At 66.8% G+C, this 20,545-nt stretch carries 19 protein-coding genes; 10 read left to right on the forward strand and 9 right to left on the reverse strand.

The features are described from left to right. Window positions 1-361: 361 nt before the first annotated feature. The 3 genes from O6P39_RS10890 to O6P39_RS10900 all read right to left on the reverse strand — a co-directional run bounded on the left by O6P39_RS10890 (window position 362) and on the right by O6P39_RS10900 (window position 3,909). Window positions 362-763 carry a hypothetical protein gene (locus tag O6P39_RS10890; RefSeq protein WP_275611346.1) on the reverse strand — a complete coding sequence of 134 codons (402 nt, stop codon included), beginning with the start codon at window positions 761-763 and terminating at the stop codon, window positions 362-364. Between the two features lie 137 nt (window positions 764-900). Beyond that, window positions 901-2,904, reverse strand: a complete 2,004-nt coding sequence (locus O6P39_RS10895) for a U32 family peptidase (RefSeq protein ID WP_275611347.1) — start codon at window positions 2,902-2,904, stop codon at window positions 901-903. Between the two features lie 117 nt (window positions 2,905-3,021). Next, window positions 3,022-3,909 (reverse strand): alpha/beta hydrolase, encoded by an 888-nt coding sequence (locus tag O6P39_RS10900; RefSeq protein WP_275611348.1) that lies wholly within the window; start codon window positions 3,907-3,909, stop codon window positions 3,022-3,024. A gap of 198 nt (window positions 3,910-4,107) precedes the next feature. On the opposite strand from O6P39_RS10900, the gene O6P39_RS10905 reads away from it, so the two are divergent. From O6P39_RS10905 to O6P39_RS10930, 6 genes are all read left to right on the forward strand, one after another. Continuing rightward, the gene (locus O6P39_RS10905; protein ID WP_275611349.1) at window positions 4,108-4,683 is read left to right on the forward strand and encodes an ABATE domain-containing protein; all 576 of its coding nucleotides are present in this window, start codon (window positions 4,108-4,110) and stop codon (window positions 4,681-4,683) included. Between the two features lie 349 nt (window positions 4,684-5,032). Continuing rightward, window positions 5,033-6,049 (forward strand): alpha/beta hydrolase, encoded by a 1,017-nt coding sequence (locus tag O6P39_RS10910; RefSeq protein WP_275611350.1) that lies wholly within the window; start codon window positions 5,033-5,035, stop codon window positions 6,047-6,049. Between the two features lie 226 nt (window positions 6,050-6,275). Then, a complete protein-coding gene (locus O6P39_RS10915) occupies window positions 6,276-6,932 on the forward strand; it encodes a hydrolase (protein WP_275611351.1) in 657 nt (218 codons plus the stop codon). A 63-nt stretch (window positions 6,933-6,995) separates the two neighbouring features. Next, a complete protein-coding gene (locus O6P39_RS10920; protein WP_275611352.1) occupies window positions 6,996-7,550 on the forward strand; it encodes an antibiotic biosynthesis monooxygenase in 555 nt (184 codons plus the stop codon). Window positions 7,551-7,569: 19 nt separating this feature from the next. Beyond that, window positions 7,570-9,408: an amidohydrolase gene (locus O6P39_RS10925; RefSeq protein ID WP_275611353.1), complete on the forward strand. Its 1,839-nt coding sequence runs from the start codon at window positions 7,570-7,572 to the stop codon at window positions 9,406-9,408. Window positions 9,409-9,477: 69 nt separating this feature from the next. Then, a complete protein-coding gene (locus O6P39_RS10930) occupies window positions 9,478-10,746 on the forward strand; it encodes an OprD family porin (protein WP_275611354.1) in 1,269 nt (422 codons plus the stop codon). Between the two features lie 8 nt (window positions 10,747-10,754). On the opposite strand, the gene O6P39_RS10935 is transcribed toward O6P39_RS10930, so the two are convergent. The 3 genes from O6P39_RS10935 to O6P39_RS10945 form a co-directional block, all read right to left on the reverse strand. Beyond that, window positions 10,755-11,681, reverse strand: coding sequence for a LysR family transcriptional regulator (locus O6P39_RS10935; RefSeq protein ID WP_275611355.1), 927 nt, complete (start codon window positions 11,679-11,681; stop codon window positions 10,755-10,757). 28 nt (window positions 11,682-11,709) lie between these two features. Then, window positions 11,710-12,237 (reverse strand): cysteine hydrolase family protein, encoded by a 528-nt coding sequence (locus O6P39_RS10940; protein WP_275611356.1) that lies wholly within the window; start codon window positions 12,235-12,237, stop codon window positions 11,710-11,712. A 114-nt stretch (window positions 12,238-12,351) separates the two neighbouring features. Then, on the reverse strand, window positions 12,352-13,110 hold the full coding sequence (locus O6P39_RS10945) for an SDR family oxidoreductase (protein ID WP_275611357.1): 759 nt from the start codon (window positions 13,108-13,110) through the stop codon (window positions 12,352-12,354). Between the two features lie 128 nt (window positions 13,111-13,238). Between O6P39_RS10945 and O6P39_RS10950 the strand changes: the two genes are divergently transcribed. Beyond that, window positions 13,239-14,162 carry a LysR family transcriptional regulator gene (locus O6P39_RS10950; RefSeq protein WP_275611358.1) on the forward strand — a complete coding sequence of 308 codons (924 nt, stop codon included), beginning with the start codon at window positions 13,239-13,241 and terminating at the stop codon, window positions 14,160-14,162. Here the strand turns inward: O6P39_RS10950 and O6P39_RS10955 are convergent. Continuing rightward, on the reverse strand, window positions 14,159-14,800 hold the full coding sequence (locus O6P39_RS10955) for an HD domain-containing protein (RefSeq protein WP_275611359.1): 642 nt from the start codon (window positions 14,798-14,800) through the stop codon (window positions 14,159-14,161). The two genes, O6P39_RS10950 and O6P39_RS10955, sit on opposite strands and share 4 nt — an antisense overlap. Window positions 14,801-15,059: 259 nt before the next feature. Here O6P39_RS10955 and O6P39_RS10960 point away from each other — a divergent pair, with 259 nt between their 5' ends. The 3 genes from O6P39_RS10960 to O6P39_RS10970 all read left to right on the forward strand — a co-directional run bounded on the left by O6P39_RS10960 (window position 15,060) and on the right by O6P39_RS10970 (window position 19,072). Further along, window positions 15,060-15,560, forward strand: a complete 501-nt coding sequence (locus tag O6P39_RS10960) for a VOC family protein (protein WP_275611360.1) — start codon at window positions 15,060-15,062, stop codon at window positions 15,558-15,560. A gap of 234 nt (window positions 15,561-15,794) precedes the next feature. Next, complete coding sequence (locus tag O6P39_RS10965) at window positions 15,795-18,656, forward strand: C1 family peptidase (RefSeq protein WP_275611361.1); 2,862 nt, start codon at window positions 15,795-15,797, stop codon at window positions 18,654-18,656. Between the two features lie 26 nt (window positions 18,657-18,682). Beyond that, window positions 18,683-19,072: a VOC family protein gene (locus O6P39_RS10970; protein ID WP_275611362.1), complete on the forward strand. Its 390-nt coding sequence runs from the start codon at window positions 18,683-18,685 to the stop codon at window positions 19,070-19,072. Between the two features lie 13 nt (window positions 19,073-19,085). Here the strand turns inward: O6P39_RS10970 and O6P39_RS10975 are convergent, their stop codons facing one another. Both O6P39_RS10975 and O6P39_RS10980 read right to left on the reverse strand, forming a co-directional pair. Further along, on the reverse strand, window positions 19,086-19,754 hold the full coding sequence (locus O6P39_RS10975) for a TIGR04211 family SH3 domain-containing protein (protein ID WP_275611363.1): 669 nt from the start codon (window positions 19,752-19,754) through the stop codon (window positions 19,086-19,088). Window positions 19,755-20,000: 246 nt separating this feature from the next. After that, window positions 20,001-20,513 (reverse strand): thioredoxin family protein, encoded by a 513-nt coding sequence (locus O6P39_RS10980; protein ID WP_275611364.1) that lies wholly within the window; start codon window positions 20,511-20,513, stop codon window positions 20,001-20,003. Between the last annotated feature and the right edge of the window lie 32 nt (window positions 20,514-20,545).

Here is a 20,545-nt window from a genome sequence, read left to right on the forward strand (position 1 = left end):
TCCCAGGGGGAGAGGGGACCGTCGGTGCAGGATGAAACTACTCTGTCAGCCGGCACGATCTGGCCCCCTCTCCCTGAGGGAGAGGGCTGGGGTGAGGGGGAAAGCCCTGGCACAGATTCAGCCGGGACAGGACAGTTGCTCCTACGAGAGCCTGACCGGGGACGTAGGGCGTATAACGTTCGACGTTATACGCCGTTTGACCTTGGTTTCCGGCGGCACGGACTTCGACCAGGCACCTGTGACCCGGCACTTCGAGCTCGCCCCAATTCGCGAACCGCCGACCATCGTATATCGGCGTACAACCGCGAACGGTTGTACGCCCTACGTGGTGGGTTCGGCGCGAGGGGATTGGGGATTGGATTCAGAGCCCGCCCAACAGGTCGTGGGAATCCAGCAGGCGCCAGGCGATTTCCGGGTTCTTCTCCATGCTCCGGCGGATCGCGGCGGGGATGGCCTGGCGGGTCTTGCGGCAGAGGCCGGGCTGGTCGTCGAAGTCGAATTCGATGCCGCGCATGGTGCGCACTTCGTTGAAGCCGGGGGCGATGTGCAGGCGGATGCCGAGCTGCTCAAAGAGCTTGTGCTGCATGCGCTGCAGGTCGGCCAGGTCCTTCAGGTTTTCCAGGCGTTCGAGCAGGCGCTGCTCCTCGTGCCGGGTCAGCAGCAGGATGCGCAGGTCAGCATTGGGACTCTCCAGCAGCCGCTCGCGGTGGCAGTCGCAGGCACCGGGCGGGCATTGCTGGCGGAGCGGAGGCGTGGAAGTCATGTTCCCGATCATAGCGGGGGATCGGGGAAATGCGCAGGGGTGTTGCTCTTCGTAGGAGCGAGCTTGCTCGCGAACCGCCTAACACCGAATCGACGGCGAAGAGCATTCGCGAGCAAGCTCGCTCCTACAAAAGAACCTTAGTGCGCCGGCTTGCGAATAGTCTTGAGCAGGTCTTCCGGGCTGATCTGGCCGACGATGTTGCTCACGCCGTCGCTGCCCGGCGTCGGCAAGCCGAGAATGTGGCCCTTGATCTTGCCGATCACGTGCATCTCGCACGGCTTGCAGTCGAACTTCAGGGTCAGCACTTCGTCGCCGTGGATCAGCTGCATCGGCTGCACCTTGGTGCGTACGCCGGTGACGCCCTTGGCTTGTTTCGGGCACAGGTTGAAGGAGAAGCGCAGGCAGTGCTTGGTGATCATCACTGGCACTTCGCCGGTTTCCTCGTGGGCCTCGAAGGCGGCGTCGATCAGTTGCACGCCGTGGCGGTGGTAGAAGTCGCGGGCCTTCTGGTTGTACACGTTGTACAGGAAGGACAGGTGCGACTCCGGGTACACCGGCGGCGGGTTGGTTTCGGCCTTGCGGCCGCCGCGCGGGTGGGCCTGCACGCGGGCTTCGGTGAGCGCCTCGATGGCCTCGCGGCGCAACGCCTTGAGCTGGGAGTTGGGGATGAAGAACGCCTGCGGGGCGTCCAGCTCGATCTTGTCGGCGTGGTACTGGGTGGTGCCCAGCTGGCCGAGCAGGTCGTGCAACTGATCCAGCGCCTGTTCCGGCTTGTTGGCGACGCCGAACGGGCCGTCCAGGGTGACGCTGGCGGTGACGCCTTCCTCGCTGGTGGCGGTCAGTTCCAGGCGTTCCTCGCGCAGCTTGGCGACCCACGACAGGCCGACGCGACGCTCGGCGGAGGTCTTCTGCAGCGCCTGCTGCCAGTTGTGGTCGAGGTTGCGCGACAGCGGATGGTTCGGGCGCAGGCGGTACAGGCCTTCCGGCATCTCGTTGGGCTCGACGCGGTAGCGGTAGCGCTTCTCGCCGTCTTCTTCGAATTCGCCCTTGGGTTCTGCGATGTTGGCGCGGAAGCCGACCACTTCGCGCTTCACCAGCACGTTGAGGCCGTCGCCGTTGGACAGCGGGTCCTTGGTTACCACCGTCATGTCGCGCTTGCCGACCTTTTCCACGGTGCCCACCGGCAGGCCGGTGAAGGTCGGCGAGTCGAAGGCGCCGATGTCGATCTTGCGCTCGCTGACGAAGTAGTCGGTGCTGCCGCGGTGGAAGGTCTTGTCCGGGTCCGGCACGAAGAAGTGGTCGGTGCGGCCGCTGGATGCGCGGGCCAGGTCCGGGCGCTCGGCGAGGATGCCGTCCAGGCGCTGGCGGTAATAGGCGGTGATGTTCTTCACGTAGCCCATGTCCTTGTAGCGCCCTTCGATCTTGAAGGAGCGTACGCCGGCGTCCACCAGGGCGCTGAGGTTGGCGCTCTGGTTGTTGTCCTTCATCGACAGCAGGTGCTTCTCGAAAGCCACCACGCGGCCCTGGTCGTCCTTCAGGGTGTAGGGCAGGCGGCAGGCCTGGGAGCAGTCGCCGCGGTTGGCGCTGCGGCCGGTCTGGGCGTGGGAGATGTTGCACTGGCCGGAGAAGGCCACGCACAGCGCGCCGTGGATGAAGAACTCGATGGCCGCGTCGGTTTCATCCGCGATGGCGCGGATTTCCTGCAAGTTCAGCTCACGGGCCAATACCAGCTGGGAGAAGCCGGCCCGATCGAGGAATTTCGCCCGCTCCAGGGTGCGGATGTCGGTCTGGGTGCTGGCGTGCAGCTCGATCGGCGGGATGTCCAGCTCCATGATCCCCATGTCCTGCACGATCAGCGCATCGACACCTGCGTCGTAGAGCTGGTGGATCAGCGCGCGGGCCGGCTCCAGCTCGTTGTCGTGGAGGATGGTGTTGATCGTGGTGAACACCCGCGCGTGGTAGCGGTGGGCGAACTCCACCAGCTGGGCGATATCGCTCACTTCGTTGCAGGCATTGTGCCGCGCGCCGAAGCTCGGGCCGCCGATGTAGACGGCATCGGCGCCATGCAGGATGGCCTCGCGGGCGATGGCCACATCGCGGGCGGGACTGAGCAGTTCCAGATGGTGTTTGGGCAGGGACATGGTTTCTTCTTTATCAGGCGTGGCACGGGCAATCGCGCATTGTACCGGCCAAACGCCGCGCCGGCACCCGTGGCGTGCCGGGCGGCGTGGCGGTTGGTCGCCTGAAGGGCGGGGCACCTAGCTCAGGGCGCTGCCGATCACCTCATGGATGCGCTTGGCGATGTGGTCGACGTGGGTTTCCAGGGCGAAGTGGCCAGTATCCAGCAACTCGATCACCGCGTTGGGGTTGTCGCGGGCGAAGGCTTCGGCGCCCGGCGGGATGAAGATCGGGTCGTGCTTGCCCCAGATGATCAGCGACGGCAGTTGGGTGGCGCGGAAGAACGCCTGGAAGTCGGGGTACAGCTTCAGGTTGTCCTGGTAGTCGTAGAACAGGTCGAGCTGGATGTCCTTGTTGCCCGGACGCTCGATCAGCAGGGCGTCGAGGGTGTAGGTCTCAGGGGCGATCAGGCTCGGGTCCGAGGCGCCTTCTACGTAGTGCAGACGAACGCCTTCGCGGGTCAGCAGGGCGTCGTGCACCACCTGGCGGTTGGCGGCGGATGGATCAGCCCAATAGGTGCGGATCGGCGCCCAGACATCGCCCAGGCCTTCCAGGTAGGCATTGCCGTTCTGCGAGATCAGCGCGGTGACCCGTTCCGGGTGCGCCAGCGCCAGGCGCAGGCCGGTGGGGGCGCCGTAGTCGAAGACGTACAGGGCGTAGCGCTCCAGGCCCAGGGCATCGACGAAGGCGCCGAGGGTGGTGGCGAGGTTGGCGAAGCTGTAGCGGTAGCTGCGTTCGGCCGGCACTTCGGTGAAGCCGAAGCCGGGCAGGTCGGGGGCGATGACGTGGAAGCGCTCGGCCAGCAGCGGGATCAGGTTGCGGTACTGGTGCGAGGAACTGGGGAAGCCGTGGAGCAGCAGGAGCACGGGCGAGCCTGGCTGGCCGGCCTCGCGATAGAACACGCGGACGCCGTCGGCATCGGCGAAGCGGTAATGGATGGCGGAGTCGGTGTGGGCGATGGCGTTCATGTCGAGATCCTTCTGTAACTGGTTAAGAGTTGTTTATGGGTTACTTCGAGGGCAAATCTGGACTCACCTTTGTAACCTGTCAAATATATTTATAGTGGTTACATGTTCGGGCGGACGAACGGTCGTTCTGATGTGATGTAACTTGATAAATGGATATGAAGGGTTACGATGGGTGCATTCCCGCCAGGAGCTACCGCCATGAGCGCACCGACCCTCGAACCCTTCGTGATCGCCGATCACCCCGCGCTGGACATGATCAACACCGTGGCGGTGGTGGACGGGCAGTTGGTGGATTTCTGGCAGTCCGACGCCGACGTACTGGCCTGGCTCGAACGCATGGCGCTCAGGCGCGATGGCGCCGTCCGGTTTGCCAAGGGCGCCTTGCTGGACGCTGCCCGAACCTTGCGCGAGGCGGTGCGCGAATTGGTGCTCAAGCGCAAGGGCGGGCTGCGCGGCGACCCTTCGGCGCTCAACCACTTCCTGCTGCAGGCGTCCAGCCATCCGCGGCTGGTCTGGGAAGGAGTCGACGCGCCGCGCCTGGAACGGGTTGGCGAGCACGCATCGCCGGAGCAACTGCTCGCGCCCCTGTCGGAACTGGCCGCCAGCCTGCTGGCGGAAGGGGACTTCAACCTGGTGCGCAAGTGCGAGCATCCCGATTGCGTGCTGTGGTTCTACGACCGCACCAAGTCGCACCGCCGGCGCTGGTGCAGCATGGCGGCGTGCGGCAACCGACATAAGGTTGCCGAGCACCGCAAGCGGCAGCGCGGGGAGTAGGGCGTACAACCGTTCGTGGTTGTACGCCGATGCGCCCTGCGTCACTCGGTGGCCGTAGTCACACGGAGAGTGATGTGGGCGTGTCGTCGTCCGGGGGAGGTTCCCCGGTGCATTCCGCTTTGTAGGAGCGAGCTTGCTCGCGAACGCATTGCGCCGGGCGAGCCGGCGTAAGGCGAGGGTCCGTGAGCAAGGACTGGGCGTCCCCTCAATCCTGCGAAAAGCCTCTGTCACCCCCTTTGCAAAACTGCAAAACGTCCCTGCAAACCTGTCTATTCCGCGTTTCCCGAGCCTGGCCGAAGATGCATTCGCACTTCGGAACCACCCACTCCCACTGCTCAGGAACGGAATCATGACCACCCAGAAAACCCTGCTCGCCGCAGCCCTCGTACTGACCCTCGGCAACGCCTTCGCCGCCGGCAATCCCACCGTCGAACACAACACCCAGGCCTTCCTCGAGGCGCTGGAAGCCGGCAACGGCAAACCACTGGAAGCCCTCTCGCCGAAAGACGCCCGTGCGGTGCTGACCGGCGCGCAGCAGTCGGTGAAGGTCGACCTCTCCGGCACCCAGGTCAGCGAGAAGACCATCAGCACCGAGGTCGGCGCGATCAAGCTGACCATCGTTCGCCCGGCCAATGCCAAGGGCACGCTGCCGGTCTTCATGTACTTCCATGGCGGCGGCTGGGTACTGGGCGACTACCCGACCCACGCCCGCCTGATCCACGACCTGGTGCTGAACTCCGGCGCGGCGGCGGTCTACGTCGACTACACGCCGTCCCCCGAGGCGCGTTACCCGACCGCGATCAACCAGGCTTACGCCGCGACGAAATGGGTTGCCGAGCACGGCAAGGAAATCGGCGTCGACGGCAAGCGCCTGGCGGTGGCCGGCAACAGCGTCGGCGGCAACATGGCCGCGGTGGTCGCGCTGATGGCCAAGGACAAGGGCACGCCCAAGCTGCGTTTCCAGGCCCTGTTGTGGCCGGTGACCGATGCCAGTTTCGAGACCGGCTCCTACAACCAGTTCGCCCAGGGACACTTCCTCACCAAGCCGATGATGCAGTGGTTCTGGGACAACTACACCACCGATCCGAAACAGCGCGCCGAGATCTACGCGTCGCCCCTGCGGGCCACCCGGGATCAGCTCAAGGGCCTGCCGCCGGCGCTGGTCCAGACCGCCGAATCCGATGTGCTGCGCGACGAGGGCGAGGCCTATGCCCGCAAGCTCGATGCCGCCGGCGTGGCGGTCACCTCGGTGCGCTACAACGGAATGATCCACGACTACGGGCTGCTCAACGTGGTCAGCCAGGTCCCCGCCGTGCAGGCCGCCCTGCGCCAGGCCGGCGAAGAACTGAAGGTGCACCTGAAATAGGGCCGCAAGGCCGTTCCGCAACTCCGCTCCGGTGCCGCGCAGACCAGGCGTGGCGCGGCCTGGAGAGGGGCTTGCAGAACTGCAAAGTAGCCCTGCAAGGCTGTCTGTTCCGCACCTTCGGGTGATCGGCAAAGATGGCTCCACGGTTCGGTACCACCCTCGAATCCGCCGGACCCGATCGATACCAAGACCCACCCCACTCACGCAACGCAGAAGGAAACACGTCATGACCGCAATCGCCAAAGCCGCTCCGGGCAAGACCCTGCTGAACCCGGCCGACCACACCCTGATCATGATCGACCACCAGTCGCAGATGTCCTTCGCGACCAAATCCATCGACGCGGTAACCCTGCGCAACAACGCAGCGCTGGTGGCCAAGGCGGCGAAGGAATTCGGCGTCTCCACCATTCTCACCACCGTTGCCGAGAAGAGCTTCTCCGGCCCGATCTTCGACGAGATCAAGTCGGTGTTCCCCGAGCACAACGTCATCGACCGCACCAGCATGAACACCTGGGAAGATCCGCGCATCGCCGTCGAGGTGAACAAGCACGGCAAGCAGAAGATCGTCCTCGCCGGCCTCTGGACCTCGGTGTGCATCGTCGGCCCGGCGCTCTCGGCCATCGACCAGGGCTTCGAGGTGTACGTGATCGCCGACGCCTGTGGCGACGTGTCCACCGAGGCTCACGAGATGGCCCTGCAGCGCATGATCCAGCTCGGCGCCCGCCCCATGACGTCCCTGCAATACCTGCTCGAACTGCAACGCGACTGGGCCCGTGGCGAGACCTACGACCAGACCGTGAAGACCTCCATCGAGCATGGCGGCGCCTACGGCCTGGGCCTGATCTACGCGAAGACCATGTTCAACGCCAGCGAAGGTCACTGATCCGGCCTTTGGCAATGCGCCCTCCCTCGCGCCGGCGGGGGAGGCCACTCAGGAGGGAGCCCCATGAACACCCCAGTCAACCAAGAGTCCGTGACGCTGATCATCCGCCATCGCGCCAAGCCCGGCCGTGCCGCGGACTACGAAGCCATCCTGCGCGAACTGACCCGCGCCGCCAGCGAGTTTCCCGGACACCTGGGCGTGGACGTGATGCGCCAGGGCGACGCCTTCACCTCCGTACTGCGCTTCGCCAGCGCCAACGAGCTGCAGGTCTGGCTGGACTCCGCGCAGCGCCGCGAACTGATCGAACGCGCATCGCCGCTTCTGACCGACGGCGACCAGCAGGAACTGCACAGTGATCACGAGTTCTGGTTCACCCCCCAGGAAAGCGATCAGCGGCAACCGCCGCGCTGGAAGCAGGCGGCGGTCTCCTACCTGGTGATCCTGCCCCTGGTAATGCTGGTGCCGCAGCTCTGGCAACCGCTGTTCGCCCGGGTACCGCTGCTGGGCGGCTTCGTGCCGGCCAACATGCTGATCACCATCACCATCGTGCTGTTGGTGGTCTACGTTTTCATGCCACGGGCCACGCGCCTGTTCTCCGCCTGGCTCAACGCCCGCTGATCGAAAGAGGACTTTTTCCATGAATGCCGACCTGATCCTGACCAACGGCCGCTTCCATACCATCGACCGCGAGAAACCCAACGCCACCGCCGTGGCTATCGCCGACGGCAAGTTCATCGCCGTGGGCACCGACGCCGAAGCCATGGCCCTGCGTGGTGGCGCCACCCGTGTCATCGACCTGAAAGGGCGCACGGTGATTCCCGGCCTCAACGACTCGCACCTGCACCTGATCCGCGGCGGTTTGAACTACAACCTGGAGCTGCGCTGGGAGGGTGTGCCGTCCCTGGCCGACGCCCTGCGCATGCTCAAGGAACAGGCGCTGCGCACACCCTCGCCGCAATGGGTACGGGTGGTGGGCGGCTGGAACGAATTCCAGTTCGCCGAGCGCCGCATGCCGACTATCGAGGAATTGAACCAGGCGGCACCAGATACTCCGGTGTTCGTCCTCCACCTGTATGACCGCGCACTGCTCAACCGCGCCGCGCTGCGTGTGGTCGGCTACACCAAGGACACCCCGAACCCGCCCGGCGGCGAGATCGTCCGCGACAGCAACGGCGAACCCACCGGGATGCTGGTGGCGCGCCCCAACGCGATGATCCTTTACTCGACCCTGGCCAAGGGGCCGAAGCTGCCGTTCGAGTACCAGGTCAACTCCACCCGCCAGTTCATGCGCGAGCTGAACCGCCTGGGCGTCACCAGCGCCATCGACGCCGGCGGCGGCTTCCAGAACTACCCGGACGACTACCAGGTGATCCAGCAGCTGGAGAAGGACGACCAGCTCACCGTGCGCATCGCCTACAACCTGTTCACCCAGAAGCCCAAGGAAGAGCTGGCCGACTTCAAGAACTGGACCAGCAGCGTCGCCTACGGCCAGGGCAGCGACTTCCTGCGCCACAACGGCGCCGGCGAGATGCTGGTGTTCTCCGCCGCCGACTTCGAGGACTTCCTCGAACCGCGCCCGGACCTGCCGCCGAACATGGAGGCGGACCTGGAGCCGGTGGTACGCCACCTGGTCGAACAGCGCTGGCCGTTCCGCCTGCACGCCACCTATGACGAGTCCATTTCGCGGATGCTCGACGTGTTCGAGAAGGTCAACCTGGACGTGCCGTTCAACGGCCTGCACTGGTTCTTCGACCATTGCGAAACCATCTCGCCGAAGAACATCGAGCGCGTCCGGGCCCTGGGCGGCGGCATCGCCATCCAGGACCGCATGGCCTTCCAGGGCGAATACTTCGTCGACCGCTACGGCAAGCAGGCTGCCCAGGCCACGCCACCGATCAAGCGCATGCTGTCCGAGGGCGTGCCGGTGGGCGCCGGCACCGACGCCACCCGCGTTTCCAGCTACAACCCCTGGACCTCGCTGTACTGGATGGTCAGCGGCAAGACCGTGGGTGGCATGGAGCTGTACCCCGAGGGCCTGTCCCGCGCCACCGCGCTGGAGCTGTACACCCACGGCAGCGCCTGGTTCTCCAACGAGCAGGGCAAGAAGGGCATGATCAAGGTGGGCCAGATGGCTGACCTCGCCGTGCTCTCGGCGGACTACTTCAGCGTGCCGGAAGAGGAGATCAAGGTCATCGAGTCGGTGCTCACCGTGGTCGACGGCCGGGTGGTGTTCGGCAGCGGCGACTTCGAGCGCCAGGCGCCGACCGCGATTCCGGTGCTGCCGGACTGGTCGCCGGTGGCCAAGGTGCCGGGGCACTGGCGCCCGCAGGCGCCGCTGCAACAGGCCGTGCACCAGTGCGCCGGCTCCTGTGGCGTGCATGGCCACAGCCACGAGCGGGCGCGCCAGTCGAGCGTGCCGGTGAGCGACTTCCAGGGCTTCTGGGGCGCTTTCGGCTGTTCCTGCTTCGCCTTCTGAAGACTCGCGCGGGCCTCAGGGCCCGCGCTTTACTTTCGCCAGGATGGAGCCACTCTCATGGCCCGCTGCATGCTTCGTTCAGTTTCCCTGCCGTTCCTGGCGCTGGCTGGCGCGGGTGTCTGTGCCGCCCCGCACGACGGCCTGCTGGAGGGCGCCAACTGGTCGCTGCTCAGCCGCAACTATTTCCTGCAGACCGACTACCGCACCCAGCCTTCGCCCAGCGGGCAGAGCTATCGCCAGGAGTGGGCGCAAGGCTTCATCGCCAACCTGGAGTCCGGCTTCACCCAGGGGACGATCGGCCTGGGCGTCGATGCTCACGCCTTCCTGGGCCTCAAGCTCGACAGCGGACGCGGCCGTGCCGGCACCGGCCTGTTGCCCCTGGACGCCGACGGGCGCGCGGACGATGACTACTCCTCCGCCGGTGGCGCGCTGAAGCTCGACCTGTCGCAGACCACCTTGAAGTTCGGCGAAATGACCGTGGAGACGCCGGTGTTCGATACCGGCGATAAGCGCCTGCAACCCGAGTACGCCACCGGCACCCTGGTCGACTCCCGCGAGCTGGACGGCGTGCGCTTCCAGGCCGGGCGCTTCACCGCCTTCAAGAACCAGGACGCCAGCACCGGCCGGGGTGATTTCGACGGCTATGGCGCCACCACCCGCGACAGCGCGGTGAGCTTCGCCGGCGCGGATTTCACCCCGTCCGATAACTATGGCGGCTCGCTGTTCGCCGGCCAGCTCGATGACACCTGGCGGCAGTACTACCTGAACCTGCATTACCTCGACGGAGGCCTGTGGCTGGACGGCAACCTCTACCGCACCCGCGATGAAGGGCAGGCCCATGCCGGCGCCATCGACACCACCGCCTGGAGCCTGGCGGCGCGCTATCGCCTGGGTGCGCAGAGCGTGATGCTGGGCTACCAGAAGATCGAAGGCGACACGCCGTTCGACTTCGTCGGCGGCGATTCCATCTACCTCGCCAACTCGATCAAGTACGCGGATTTCAACGGACCCGGCGAGCACTCCTGGCAGGCGCGCTACGACCTCGACCTGGGCGTGCTCGGCGTGCCCGGCCTGAGCTTCATGACCCGCTATGTGCGCGGCAGTGGCATCGATGGCAGCCATGCGCCATCCGATGGTGCCTATGCCGGGCAGTACGGTGACGGCGGACGCCATTGGGAGCGCGACAGCGACCTGCGCTACGTGGTCCAGGCCGGCCCGGCCAAGGACCTGTCGCTGCACCTGTCGCAGGTCAGTCACCGTGGCAACGACGAGCAGCCCGGCGCCGACATCGACCGGCTCTACGTGATCATTGAGTACCCGCTCAAGGGTGTGCTTTAGCTCAAACCCTAGCGGTGGGTCGGCTCGAACGGCGCACAGCCGATGTCGCGGCAGGCCAGGTTCTCGCCACTGAACTGCGCCGCGTCCTGGTCGAAGATGTCGCGTAGCCAGTCGCTCACCGCCTGGAAGCGGCCGATGCGACCGGCGTCGCGGTGGCTGAGCAGCCAGATTTCCCGCGCCACCACCGGGCCGGTGAGGCGCACCAGGCCGTTGCGCTCGCCGAGGATGCACGGCAGCAGGGCCATGCCCAGGCCGGTTTCGCAGGCGTGGGTGAGGGTGGTCACGCTGCTGGCACGCAACGCGTAGCTGGCGTTGGGCGCGAAGTGGCGCAGCCACTGCATTTCCGGGGTGTCGTCGAGTTCCTCGCCATAGGCCAGCCAGGGTTGCTGCGGCCAGTCCTGCGGCGGCAGCTCGGCGAGCGCCGTGGCGGCGTACACCGAGAAGCCGATGTCGGCGACCTTGCGCATCACCAGCGCGGCGTCTTCCTGCGGGCGCGCCATGCGCAGGGCGAAGTCGGCCTCGCGGCGGGTGAAGGACAGCGCGCGGTTGGCCGGGACCAGTTGCAGCTGCAGGTTGGGATAGGTGCGCGACAGCTTCGGCATGTGCTGCACCAGCCAGTGGCTGAACAGGAAGTCGATGGCCGTCAGGCGCACCGAGCCGGTAATCGCGCTGGCCTCGTTGCGGGTTTCCAGCAGCATGCTCTGCACATCGCCGAGGATACGTTCGCCATAGGCGAGGAAGGCCGTTCCGGCGTCGGTGGGCTTGTAGCCGGCGTTGTCGCGGATGAACAGGCGGGTCTGCAACGCCGACTCGGCCGCCACCAGGCGCCGGCTCATGGTCGAGGGGTCGACCCCGAGCGCGCGGCCGGCGGCGCTCAGGCTGCCGTGGCGGGCCAGGGCGAGCAGGATCGGGATGTCGTTCCAGTCGAAATTCATGGCGCTCTCCTCGTATCCCGGCTTGCCATCAGAAGCGTACGTCGGCGGCGGGGACGACCCTGGCGCGCTGGCCGAAGCTGCTGATGCTGCCCAGCACGGCATTGTGGTGGGCGCTGATCTGCGCGGCGCTGAGCACGGCGTTGTCCACCGTGGAGTGGGCGTCGCGCACCAGGGTCACCGCGTAGCCCTGGGCGAGGGCGCGGCGGGTGGTGGTGTCGACGCAGTAGTCGCTCTGCAAGCCGCAGATCACCAGGTGTTCGATGCCGCGCGCTTGCAGCAGGTCGGCGAGTTCGGTGCGCAGGAATGAGTCCGGGGTGGTCTTGCGTACCCTGAGGTCATCGGCGCCGGTCAGCAGGCGCGGCTCCAGTTGCCAGGCCTCGCTCTGGTAGGGCATGTCGCTGTCTTCGTGCTGGATCAATACCACCGGCACCCCGGCGTCGCGAGCGGCGCGGCTCATGCCGTTGATGCGTTGCAGCACGTTGTCGATATCGAAGCAGGGGTTGCTGCCGGAGCAGAGGTCGGACTGGACGTCGATGATCAGCAGGGCGGTGCTCATTGCGGGAATCCTTGAGGGGCAACGGGACGACCGCTGGATGGTAGCTGCCCGCGCCGGGCTGGCCAATGCTGGCGAATGCTTCGCTCCCGCGCCAGGCGGGAGCGAAGCATGGGTTCAGAGGAACATGCCGCCCGAGGCTTCGACGCGCTGGCCGTTGATCCAGCGGCTGCCGTCGGCGAACAGCGTGGCGATGGCGCCGCCGATGTCGTCCGGCAGGCCGACGCGGCCCAGGGCGGTGTTGCTGGCGATCTGCCGGTTGATCTCGGCGTTGTCGCGCACCAGGCCGCCGCCGAAGTCGGTCTCGATGGCGCCCGGGGCGATGATGTTCACGCCGATGCCGCGTGCGCCCAGTTCCTTGGCCTGGTACTTGGTCAGCACTTCCATCGCGCCCTTCATGGCGGCGTAGGCGGCGTAGCCGGGCAGGGCGAAGCGGGTCAGGCCGGTGGAGACGTTGAGGATGCGCCCGCCGTCGGCGATCAGCGGCAGCAGCTTCTGGGTGAGGAAGAACGGGCCCTTGAACTGAATGTTCACCAGCTGATCGAACTGCGCCTCGGTGGTCTCGGCGAAGGCCGCGTGGATGCCGATGCCGGCGTTGTTCAGCAGGAAGTCGAAGCGGTCGCGGCCGAAGGTGTCGCGCAGGCCGTCACGGACCTGCTGGACGAAGGCGTCGAAGCTGGCGCTGTCGGCCACGTCCAGCGACAGCATCAGGGCGCGGCCGCCACGTTGTTCGATCTCGGCCGCCACCGCCTGGGCTTCGTTGGCCTGGCTGCGGTAGGTGCCGATGATGTCCACGCCGGCAGCGGCGAGGTGCAGGGCGGCGTTGCGGCCGAGGCCACGGCTGGCGCCGGTGATGAGGGCGATCTTGCGGGTCATGGCGAAGCTCCGGTTTGGGTGGGGATGGAGAGAGCTTATTGTTCGTTCTGTTGCTGATAAATCTTCTGGTTTCGGAAATACTGGTCGGAGCTTCCGAACAATAGCCCGAACAATAGTGACCTGCCGCCATGATCCGTCCCGAGCTGCTGCGCACCTTCGTCCGCGTCACCGAACTGGCCAGCTTCACCCAGGCCGGCGAGCAGCTCGGCCTGCCGCGCTCCACGGTGTCCGAGCACATCCAGACCCTCGAAGCCCTGCTCGGCGCGCGGCTGCTGCAACGCACCACGCGCAAGGTCACGGCGACCCAGGACGGCCTGGTGCTCTACGAGCGCAGCAAGGACATGCTGGCCCAGCTGGACGAGTTGCAGGGCCTGTTCCGACAGCAGGACGAGGCGCTGGTCGGGCGCCTGCGGGTGGACATGCCGACGGTGATGGCGCGCAAGCTGGTGATGCCGCGCCTGGGCGAGTTCCTCGCGCGGCATCCGGCGCTGGAGCTGGAGGTGAGTTGCACCGACCGCCGCGTCGATCTGGTGCGCGAGGGCTTCGACTGCGTGGTGCGCGTCGGTGCGGTGAGCGATCCGTCGGTGGTCGCGCGCACGCTCGGGCGGTTTCCCCAGGTCACTTGCGCCAGCCCCGCCTATCTCGCCGCGCATGGCGTGCCGGAAACCCTGGACGATCTCGCCGGGCACCGGCTGATCCATTACGTGAATGTGCTGGGTTCGCGCCCTTCGGGCTTCGAGTACCTGCAGCACGGCCAGACGCGTTACCTGCCGATGGGCGGCGCGCTCTCGGTGAATAGCGCCGAGGCCTACGAAAGCGCAGCCATGGGAGGACTGGGGATCATCCAGGTACCGATCCATGGCGTGCTGGATGACCTGGAGGCGGGCCGGCTGGTGCAGGTGCTGCGCGATGTGCCGCTGCCGCCCATGGACATCTCGCTGCTCTACGCCCACCGCCACCTGCCGCAGCGGGTGCGGGTGTTCATGCACTGGCTGACGCAACTGCTGGGCGAGCCCGGTGTGCTGGGCCCGCCCGTGTCTGCACGGGCCTAGCTGTCCCAGGCCGAGCCGAGGATCACGTCGCAGAAGTTGCCGCGCACGAAGTCCGGGTCCTTCATCGCCAGCACGTCGGCCTTGACGTTGCCGAAGGTGGTCTGCGGCTTGTCTTTGATGCCGTCGTAGAACGCCTGCAGGATGTCCTGCTTGAACTGCCCGCCGCGCGGGTGGGCGGCGACCACGGCGTCGCGCTGCGCTTCGGGGAACTGGTCGTGGGCGATGCCCAGCACGTCCATTTCCACGCCGGCGGTGACCAGGGCGATCTCCGGCTTCATGTGCTGCGGAATGCCCGGCGTGGTGTGCAGGGCGATGGCCGTCCAGACGGTATCGATGTCGTCCTGCCTGATGCCGTGGCTGCGCAGGAATTCGGCGGCGCAGTCGGCGCCGTCCACTTCGAAGCGTTCGCACTGGCTGCAGTAGCGCGGCATCAGGCCCATGTCGTGGAACATGGCGCCGGCGTAGAGCAGTTCAGCGTCGTAGGCGAGGCCGTTGCGCGCGCCGGTCAGCGCGCCCCAGTAGTAGACGCGCGAGGAGTGGTGGAAGAGCAGGGGCGTGGCGTTGTCGCGGACCATTTCGGTAATGGCGCGGGCGAGGGCGCTGTCGGGGACGTTCACGCCGTCGAGTTCGAGGCTCATGGTGGATCTCCAGGGTTGTGGCTGGGGACGGCGGGGCCCTCGCCGTGTCGTGCTCATTGGAAATCCGCGGTGGCCCAGCGGCAATCGGTGGCTGGGGGCGAATCAGGACAAGCTGCGTTCGTTTGCTGCCAGCGCCTGCCATTCGACCGGTTGTCCGGAATCCGGCGAAGCAGCGCCTAGACTTGTCGACTTCGCTCATCGCCAAGCGACCACTACACACGCCGGCCCTATCGGCCGCGCGAAGACCAGGAGCATCGCCATGCCCAGCTTGCAACGCATCAACCCCTGCCTGTGGTTCGACAACCAGGCCGAGGAGGCCGCGAAGTTCTACACCGGTATCTTCCCCAACTCCCGTATCGGCCAGGTTGCCTACTACAGCGAGGCGGGCCGCGAGCACCACGGCAAGGAGCCCGGCTCGGTGCTGACGGTGGCCTTCGAACTGGACGGCCAGGGCTTCCTCGCGCTCAACGGCGGGCCGGTGTTCACCTTCAACGAGGCGGTTTCGCTGATGGTCTGTTGCGACAGCCAGGCGGAGATCGACCACTACTGGGACAAGCTGTCCGCGGGTGGCCCGGTGGAAGCGCAGATGTGCGGCTGGCTGAAGGACCGCTTCGGGCTGTCCTGGCAGATCGTTCCGCGCCACCTGGGTGAGATGGTGGCCGATGCCGACCCGGTGCGGGCCACGCGCACCATGCAGGCGGTGTTCACCATGAAGAAGCTCGACATGGCCGCGCTGGAGCGTGCCCACGCGGGCAACTGACGCGTCCGTCCGGGCGCCGCCGGAGGCGCTGGGAGCGAGGCTATAGTTCAAGGCGGGGTTGCGCGGCGCCAGGCAGCCAGGGAGGCGCGCACGGCCTTGCGGGAACCGGGGCAGAGGCTCCGGAGCATGCTGCTCTCGTGGAACGGTGTGGCCGTTGTTGTCGGTCGGTGGGTATTCGGTGAGCACGTGCCGTGTTGCAGCGAACTCCATCGACGGATAGCGGGAGACGGCATCATGAAGACGCTGTTGGTAAAGGGACATCAGGGCACCGAGGTCGGCGACCTGCGTCGCCAATTGGCCAAGGTACTGGGCGGCGATGCCGCGCAGTTTCCCGGGCTGGCCAAGGGCGATCTGTTCGACGCCCAGACTGAAGCCGCGGTGCGCCATTGGCAGGCTGGCGTCGGGGTGATCGCCGATGGCGTGGTCGGCGCCTGTTGCCTGAACCTGCTGGGGCTGTTGCCGCTCAAGGGCCTGGATATCCAGCTGGCGCAGGTGCAGCAGCTGTTCCCGGCGACCAAGCCGTCCAACATCCGCCGCTACCTGCCCTACGTCGCCGCCGCGCTGGAGGCCGCCGGTCTCACCGACCGTCCGTTGCTGCTGACGGCGCTAGGCATCATACGTGCGGAAACCGAAGGCTTCATGCCGATCTCGGAGTTCCCCTCGCAGCTCAATACACCTTCCGGGCGACCGCCCTTCAGTGCCTACGACGGGCGCAAGGACCTGGGCAATGACCAGCCGGGCGATGGCGCGACCTTCCGCGGCCGTGGCTACGTCCAGCTGACCGGCCGGGCGGACTACCGGAAGTACGGCACGGCGATCGGCGTGGACCTCATCGATCTGCCCGACCTTGCCAATGCGCCGGAAGTCGCAGCGGCCCTGCTGGCGCTGTTCCTCGCCAAGGGCGCGACGCAGTTGCGCGCCAAGCTGCCGCCGGGCCTGGTCGGCAAACCCCGGGACTTCCTCGCCGCGCGCAAGCGGGTGAACGGTACCAGCGGCGGGCTGGAGCGCTTCGCCAGTGTGTTCGAGATCGCCGCCCGGATTCTTCCGCCACCTACCGGCAAGGGCAAAGCCAAGGCCGCCGCCAGGCCGCGCCTCAACGCCAGCAAGGACCCGCTGGACCTGCGCGACCGCATCTATCTGCCGCCGGCGGCCAGCCTGCCGGACAGATTCCCCAACGATACCCAGGTGGCGCGCTACCTGGCCGACTACACACGGGCCGGGATGATCCTCGACCAGGGCCAGGCGGGCGCCTGTACCGGCTTCGGGCTGGCCTGCGTAATCAACTACCTGCGCTGGTCCAAGGCGGGCAACCCGGAGGGTGGGTTCGAGTCCGTCAGCCCGCGCATGCTCTATGACTTCGCCCGGCGCTACGACGAGTATGCCGGCGAGGATTACGAAGGCTCCAGCTGCCGAGGCGCGCTCAAGGGCTGGTTCCACCATGGCGTCTGCCTGGAGCAGGACTGGCCCTACACCGCCCAGGGCATCACTCAGCCGCGCTTCGGCTATGCCGCTCGCGCCACGCGCAACACCCTGGGGGTCTACTACCGCATCGACGTGCAATCCATCACCGACCTGCAGGCGGCCATCCAGGAGGTCGGCGCGATCTACGTCTCCGCCTACACCCACGACGGCTGGAACCAGTTACCCGGTACGCCTGGCCCTGGTGCCTCGGCGAAGAAGAAAGCCGCGGCGCCCAGCCATGAAAGCTTGCAGCGGATTCCCTACGCGGGACGCCCATCGCAAACCGATGGCCATGCCTTCGCCCTGGTCGGCTTCAATACCGACGGCTTCATCGTACAGAACTCCTGGGGGCCGGACTGGGGCAGCGGCGGCTTCGCCATCCTCGGCTACGCCGACTGGCTGGCCAATGCCATGGATGCCTGGGTGGCGGCGCTGGGCGTGCCCGGCGTGGTGCTCGGCCAACTGGCCGCCGGCAGCCAAGTGGGCACGGCGGTGGCAGGGGCGAACAAGGCGCTCTGGTGGGACGAGGCCACCGCCTACGAGCACAGCGTGGTGCTCGGCAACGATGGGCGGGTGAGCCGCTACCTGACCCAGGACGAGCTGACCCGCACGCTGCTGTTCCAGGCCTGCGCCTTGCCGGACCAGTGGCTGCGAGCCCAGCCAGGCGCCACCAAGCGACTGGTGATCTATTGCCATGGCGGTCTCAACAGCGAGGAAGCCGCCATAACCCGCGCCCGCGCCATGGGGCGCTTCTTCATCGGCAACGGTTGCTACCCATTGTTCATGGTCTGGAAGACCGGCGTGCTGGAGGCCATCGGCGACATCATCAGCGATCGCCTCCGTCGCGAGCCGGCACTGGCCGGCGGAGTGCGCGAGGCGCTGACCGACGTCACCGACGCGGTGCTGGAAACCACCGTTGGCCGCCCACTGGCGCGGCCCATCTGGAGCGAGATGAAGGAGAACGCCGAGTTCGCCAGCCTGCCCACGCGCGGCGGCGATCTGCTGGTGAGCGCCTTGCAGAACCTCAAACGCACCTGGGGCGAGCAGCTTCAAATCCATCTGATCGGCCACTCCGCCGGAGCGATCTTCCTTGGCTGGCTGGTCGACGTGATGGCCGCGCGTGGGGTGGACGACCGGATCGCCACGATCCACCTCTACGCGCCGGCGTGCACGGTGCAGTTCGCCAACCGCCACTACGCGCCCCACGCGCGGCTGATGAAGAACCTGTACCTGGACATCCTCTCCGACCGCATTGAGCGTGACGACCACACCACGCCGTTCTATCGCAAGTCGCTGCTGTACCTGGTGTCCAATGCCCTGGAAGGCGACCTGCGCACGCCCATCCTCGGCCTGGCCAATGTACTGGACCAGAACTATCGCGGCTGGGACGGCTCCTCCGCTACCGGCGCGGCGCTGAGCGACTGGCGGCAGGCGCTGCTCGGCGCGGGGCTTACGCTGGGCAAGCAGATCCAGCTGTTGGACCAGCCGAAGGTGCTTACCTGCCGCAGCCCACGGGTGGAGATTGCCGCCGCCCATGGCTGCTTCGACAACGCCGTCGACATCCTGACCCGCACCCTGACGCGCATCACCGGCGGCGCGTTGGCGATGCCGGTGGATGACCTGCGCGGCTTCTGATAGCGCTACCGGAACGAGGACTCACGATGTTCAGCCACATCACCGTCGGCACCGCGGACCTGCAGCGGGCCATCGTGTTCTACCAGCGAATCCTCGAGCCCCTGGGCATCGGCCTGCTGGCGCACCGCCACAACCCGGAGCGGGCGGTGTTCACCCACCCGGACAGCGATATCGCCTTCTGCGTCTACGTGCCCATCGACGGCCGCCCGGCCAGCGTCGGCAATGGCAGCCTGGTGGCCTTCGAGGCGCGCACCCGTGTGCAGGTGGATGCCTTCCACCGACGCGCGCTGGAGCTGGGTGGCGCCGACGAAGGCGGGCCGGGGCTACGGCCGAACTACTCGCCGACCTACTACGGCGCCTACGTGCTCGACCTGGACGGCAACAAGCTGTGTTGCGTCTGTCACCTGGCGGAATGAAGCGCCGCTGGCCTCAGATCCACTGATCGTTACGCTTGCGGCGCACGCGCAGCAGGGTCGGCAGGATCAGCCCGGCCAGCAGACCGGCGCCGGCGATACTGCCGCCATAGGCCATGTAGTGCATCAGTACGCGCTTGTTCTCGTCGCCCAGCTGCGCCTGTACCGAACGCAGGTCGGAGCGCGCCTGGCTCAGCTCGTTGTTCAGCGAGGTGCGCGCCGCCTGCAGTTCGTCGATCAGTTTCTTGCGCGCATCCAGGGTTTCCTGCATGCCCTGCACGCGGGTCTTCCAGCTGTCGTTGATGCCGTCGAGCTGGCTGCTCAGCTCGGCCACCTTCTGTTCCAGTTGCGGCAGGCGCTCGGCCTGGCCGGGTTTGTCCTGCAGCTCACGGCTGGGAATCCACACCGTGCTGCCGCTCTCGCTGCGCACCTGGCTGTAGTCGCCCTGGGTGCTCAACAGCTCGACCTTCTGTCCGGAGACGAGGGTGCCGACGATGCGGTAGCCATCGGTGGGGCCGCTGCGCACGTAGGTGGTCAGGCTGTCGTTCACCCAGCGGGCGTTACCGGGCGCCTCCTCGGCCCGGGCTGGCAGCGTGGCCACCAGCAGGCCACCGAGCAGGCAGGCGCCCAGGGCACGGGTCTGGAGGGGGGAAACACGGGGAGCGAGCGGGCGAGATAGGGACATGGTTGATCTTCACGTGGCGATAGGAACAGACCCGGCGAGCGGGAGTGAAATCGCCGGCCCGGAAATTGTTATGAACAGGGCGGGAAATGACGCGATCCAGCATCAAATGGCGAAATGCCATGCAACCCGCCCAGGTGGGCCGACAGCTGACAGACAGCCGATGGGCGGCAGGAGTTCACTGGTGGGCAGCGCGGGGGATGGGCGGCTGTCCGCGAGCGGGACAGCCGGGGGGTTGATGGCGGGGGATCAGGCGCGGCCTTCCGCTGCTTCGATGATGTCCAGCAGATCGGTCAGGGTGTCTTCCAGGTACTGCCCGGCGCGGTAGTCCGGTTTCAGCGCGTCGCCGCCGGCGATCACCACCTGCGGGCGCTCGACGAAGCGGCCGACCAGCTCGAAGCGTTCATCCAGCACGGCCACCACCGGGATCGGGATACGCTCCAGCGCCAGCCGCTCGCGCAGGTCGTCCTCGGCGCGGCCCTTGGTGATCACCGTCAGGTCGATGCGCGGCTGGGCACGCTGCAGGAAGTCCATCACGGTGACGTTGATCTGGCAGTCCGGGCACCACATTTCCCCGGCCACCAGCAGGTGATAGCGACGCGAGACGGCCTGCAGGCGCTGGCGGGTGGCGGCGCTGATGGCCTCGGGCGCGGCCAGCCTATCCTGCACCTTGCGCACCCCGGCGATCTCGTCCGGCAGTCCGTGGGCGACGAAGGCATCGAAGCCTTCGCCGATGGAGAAGAGTTCCTCGTAGGAGGCCATGGGTGTTTCTCTTGCAAACGGGGGAACCGGCA

This window comes from Pseudomonas sp. PSE14 (assembly GCF_029203285.1).
In the GTDB taxonomy this organism is placed as follows: domain Bacteria; phylum Pseudomonadota; class Gammaproteobacteria; order Pseudomonadales; family Pseudomonadaceae; genus Pseudomonas.

Excerpts from the sequence above, each read along its gene's own strand:
- O6P39_RS10975 (WP_275611363.1), bottom strand. The coding sequence starts at position 19,754 with ATGTCCCTATCTCGCCCGCTCGCTCCCCGTGTTTCCCCCCTCCAGACC.
- O6P39_RS10950 (WP_275611358.1), top strand. The coding sequence starts at position 13,239 with ATGATCCGTCCCGAGCTGCTGCGCACCTTCGTCCGCGTCACCGAACTG.
- O6P39_RS10920 (WP_275611352.1), top strand. The coding sequence starts at position 6,996 with ATGAACACCCCAGTCAACCAAGAGTCCGTGACGCTGATCATCCGCCAT.
- O6P39_RS10890 (WP_275611346.1), bottom strand. The coding sequence starts at position 763 with ATGACTTCCACGCCTCCGCTCCGCCAGCAATGCCCGCCCGGTGCCTGC.
- O6P39_RS10895 (WP_275611347.1), bottom strand. The coding sequence starts at position 2,904 with ATGTCCCTGCCCAAACACCATCTGGAACTGCTCAGTCCCGCCCGCGAT.
- O6P39_RS10910 (WP_275611350.1), top strand. The coding sequence starts at position 5,033 with ATGACCACCCAGAAAACCCTGCTCGCCGCAGCCCTCGTACTGACCCTC.
- O6P39_RS10925 (WP_275611353.1), top strand. The coding sequence starts at position 7,570 with ATGAATGCCGACCTGATCCTGACCAACGGCCGCTTCCATACCATCGAC.
- O6P39_RS10965 (WP_275611361.1), top strand. The coding sequence starts at position 15,795 with ATGAAGACGCTGTTGGTAAAGGGACATCAGGGCACCGAGGTCGGCGAC.
- O6P39_RS10970 (WP_275611362.1), top strand. The coding sequence starts at position 18,683 with ATGTTCAGCCACATCACCGTCGGCACCGCGGACCTGCAGCGGGCCATC.
- O6P39_RS10940 (WP_275611356.1), bottom strand. The coding sequence starts at position 12,237 with ATGAGCACCGCCCTGCTGATCATCGACGTCCAGTCCGACCTCTGCTCC.
- O6P39_RS10955 (WP_275611359.1), bottom strand. The coding sequence starts at position 14,800 with ATGAGCCTCGAACTCGACGGCGTGAACGTCCCCGACAGCGCCCTCGCC.
- O6P39_RS10930 (WP_275611354.1), top strand. The coding sequence starts at position 9,478 with ATGCTTCGTTCAGTTTCCCTGCCGTTCCTGGCGCTGGCTGGCGCGGGT.
- O6P39_RS10980 (WP_275611364.1), bottom strand. The coding sequence starts at position 20,513 with ATGGCCTCCTACGAGGAACTCTTCTCCATCGGCGAAGGCTTCGATGCC.
- O6P39_RS10905 (WP_275611349.1), top strand. The coding sequence starts at position 4,108 with ATGAGCGCACCGACCCTCGAACCCTTCGTGATCGCCGATCACCCCGCG.
- O6P39_RS10945 (WP_275611357.1), bottom strand. The coding sequence starts at position 13,110 with ATGACCCGCAAGATCGCCCTCATCACCGGCGCCAGCCGTGGCCTCGGC.
- O6P39_RS10960 (WP_275611360.1), top strand. The coding sequence starts at position 15,060 with ATGCCCAGCTTGCAACGCATCAACCCCTGCCTGTGGTTCGACAACCAG.
- O6P39_RS10900 (WP_275611348.1), bottom strand. The coding sequence starts at position 3,909 with ATGAACGCCATCGCCCACACCGACTCCGCCATCCATTACCGCTTCGCC.
- O6P39_RS10935 (WP_275611355.1), bottom strand. The coding sequence starts at position 11,681 with ATGAATTTCGACTGGAACGACATCCCGATCCTGCTCGCCCTGGCCCGC.
- O6P39_RS10915 (WP_275611351.1), top strand. The coding sequence starts at position 6,276 with ATGACCGCAATCGCCAAAGCCGCTCCGGGCAAGACCCTGCTGAACCCG.